This window comes from Bradyrhizobium sp. 179 (genome assembly GCF_023073535.1).
In the GTDB taxonomy this organism is placed as follows: domain Bacteria; phylum Pseudomonadota; class Alphaproteobacteria; order Rhizobiales; family Xanthobacteraceae; genus Bradyrhizobium.
The window spans coordinates 1-3,089 of sequence record NZ_JADPJR010000086.1 but is presented as its reverse complement, the minus strand read 5'-3'; the positions used below and the strand labels follow the sequence as shown (position 1 = coordinate 3,089).

3 protein-coding genes are annotated in these 3,089 nt (G+C 58.4%); 1 reads left to right on the top strand and 2 read right to left on the bottom strand.

The window, feature by feature from the left end; translation table 11 throughout:
- The first annotated feature begins 614 nt into the window (after positions 1-614).
- Complete coding sequence (locus tag IVB12_RS20975) at positions 615-1,016, top strand: hypothetical protein (protein ID WP_247301485.1); 402 nt, start codon at positions 615-617, stop codon at positions 1,014-1,016.
- 357 nt (positions 1,017-1,373) lie between these two features.
- On the opposite strand, the gene IVB12_RS20970 is transcribed toward IVB12_RS20975, so the two are convergent.
- Entirely contained in the window at positions 1,374-2,408 is a 1,035-nt protein-coding gene (locus tag IVB12_RS20970) for an IS110 family transposase (RefSeq protein ID WP_247301484.1), read from the bottom strand.
- A gap of 117 nt (positions 2,409-2,525) precedes the next feature.
- The coding region (locus tag IVB12_RS20965) for an Ldh family oxidoreductase (protein ID WP_247301482.1) at positions 2,526-3,089 on the bottom strand (564 nt) is incomplete at its 5' end.

The window sequence follows — 3,089 nt, the reverse complement described above, 5'->3', positions numbered from 1 at the left end:
CTCCGCATCCGACCCCCTCCATGCTCTGGGAGTCGTCTTCAGAATCTCTCTTGCTCTCCAATGCAATAGGCCAGAGAAATCCATATGCGATTCCCCTGCACCGGTACGGGACAGGTGATTAAGGTACACGGCATGGCCATGCCGCATCGAAGCGAGCGCAGCGACTAACGGCTGGCCTCGCTGGTGCGCTGTAGACACACATACATTAGCCGATCAGGACAAACCATGGCTCCCGATATTGCAGCCAAGATATACGCCATTCCGGTGGCAGGGCCGTGCTCGATGACGATCGGCAGCCTCACGCACGCTGAATGCGATCAAGGAGGTTCGCCGACACTTGAGCGCCCGCCAATAGCGTCGACAACAGTGAGACAGACGCCGCCCTCCTAACCGGGGCGGCTCATACCGTTAGATGTGAGAGAATGCGGTCCCGATCGACTTCGGACGCGGCGGCGCTCAGAACGATCTCACCGTGATCCATAATCACGATCATGATCGACCAACGTCAAATTCTGTTCGACCACCAGGAAAGATGCGCCGGCTTCCTTGCGGACATCGTCCCGACCAATTTCTAGTGCGTTACATTGCGGTTCAAGAAGATAGGGAGCCACCGCATGCCGACTGATTGGAATCTCATCCGCGAGATGATGGCCGCCGTTATTGACAGCTGTGAACAGATCGAAGCGGCCGGATACACAGAACAGGACCGCGACCTGACAGTTGATGTTTCAGGTCAAAAGGTCAGTATTCACGAGCTCATGGTGAGCGCTTGGACCCTTCCAGAAAATCTTCGATATCGCATCATCCGCGACCGGCACGACAAAGGTGTCGATCTGCCGTACATGCCCGAGGCCACCCGGATTATCGTACGTATGGCAGAAGCGTGCTCGGAGTTGATTGGCGCTGGAGAAGCCAAGCCAGCGGAGGCGGAAGCTCGATCGGCGATCCAATGGTATCGCGCACATGCGGTTCCCCGCGTGCGCCAGGCCATCGCGATAGCGCGCTCAACGACATGAGATGAAGGAAACTTAGCCGATCGCGTCATCTCGCTGCCGCGCAGCATTCGCGTGCTTTAGGAGCAAGGCGAACCTAACTGAAGTTAATGAGTACGCGCCCTTCTGTAATGGGCCCGATGATGTCAAGCCTCCCGAGTGAACGTCACGCCGCCGAGCTCATGCTTCTGTCCGTGGTCGACGCCTGGCCGCCACATCATGCTGTCAGACGGATCGGTGAGCCTATCTAGGTACGCGTGGTTCGTCGGACGACGGCCACTGGGCGTGTAACGGCTTCACCGCATCCACCGTCCCGGCGACGGGACTTCGGGCACTGGGCTCTGTTCAGCCCGATTGCATTCCGGCTCTTCTCCTCGTGCTCTATGCGGCGATCGGGCTCGCTTCACCCCATCGGTAAGTTGTGCCGTCGACCCAGATCCGATGCAGGATCACTGCCAGCTTACGTGCCAAGGCAACTTTTGCGCGCTTCGAGCCTCGCCGCTTGGCGACATCCATCCCCCAGCGCTTGAGTTTTGAGAACCGCATGATGCGCGATAGCAGAACGTTGGCAGCTTCATACAACACCGTTCGCACCATCTCATCGCCAGCCAGCGTGATTCCGCCCATGACGTCCTTTTTTCCCGATTGGTACTTCTTTGGCGTGAGCCCGAACAGTGCGCCTGCCGCCTTCGATTTTGAGATGCGATAAGGGTCATCAATCGCCGATTTGTAGGTAATAGCCACCAGGGGACCAACGCCTGGTACTGTCATCAGTCGGCGACAGACCGCATCGTCACGCACAATTGCCAGCACAGCCTTGTGTAGCCTTCCGTACTCTGCCTTCAAGGCCGATCGCGCCGAAAGCATCGCGCCGGCAATGCACTCCAACGTAGGCTGACCCGCAACCAGCTCTCGGATCCGCGCGTCGAAAGTCTTCCGCGTTACCGGGCCAACCTTCAGCCCGAAGCCGCGCAAAATCCCTCGGATACTTAATTCCACATCGATAAGTCGCCCGAGAAGCTGTTTGCGTGCAATCAGAAGTGCCCGGATCTCCTGCGCGCCGACCGACTTCGCATGTACCGGCTGGAACCATCCCATCCGGATCAACTGGGCGATCCCGCGGGCATCCTCGCGATCAGTCTTCACCGTCATTGCAGACAATGCGGCCTTCACATGCCGCGTCTCGAGCAGGACTTTCCCGAGCCCCGCTCCTTTCAAGCCCGAATGCAGCCATTGCGAGAGCGGCCCCGCCTCTAGCCCAATTCGCCTTACTGCAAAGCCAAGCTTCTCGAAAAACTCGACTAAAGCGTCGGGTTCGCTCGCGACCTTCGCCTCCTTCAGGATCTTACCCTGGGCATCCACAATGCAAACGCTCGACAGTTCCAATGACACGTCGATTCCGGCATAGTTCTCCACGGCTGTCCTCCGTCTCTAGATGCTTGGGGCCGACTCAAGTCGTGACCCCGTTTCATCATCTATCGGGGGACAGCCACCATCATGACCCCTTGCTCGGAGCAGGGCCCATTACGGCATCTAGAAAGGCAGACTCCCTTTAAGGCCATACTCCCTTGCGACTTTCTCCAAATCCGCAAGTGTGTCTTCCGGAAGGTCCAGGCCATCTCGTCTGTTGTTGACGTCGTTGCGCGCTTCGATCTCGCCCGGATAGAAGACCTCGGAAAATCCTTGAGCGAGAGGCACAGATTTGATCTGCGAGATCAATTCTTCCATCCGCGCGTTGAATTCTGCAAGGGGCTGCATTGCCCCGATGTTCAGCACGATCATCAACTGCCCTGCCCGGCTGCGTCGTTCGGCCTGATAGGGACCGGCTATCTGGGCTCCGAAACCGCTGCCGGTGAGCACGCCGGATAGCATGTCCATCATCAGCGCGATCGCGTATCCCTTGTGCTGCGCCATCGGGAGAATGATTCCTTCGATTGCCTCGGCGGGATCGGTCGTCGAAGCTCCCGCCGCGTTGATCGCCCAGCCTTCTGGAATCGACTGGCCCTTCTGCTTGGCCAGGTAGATCTTGCCCCGCGCAACGCCTGTGTTGGCGATGTCGAGCACCATGGGCGCGTGGGATCCGGCTGGACAAGCCCA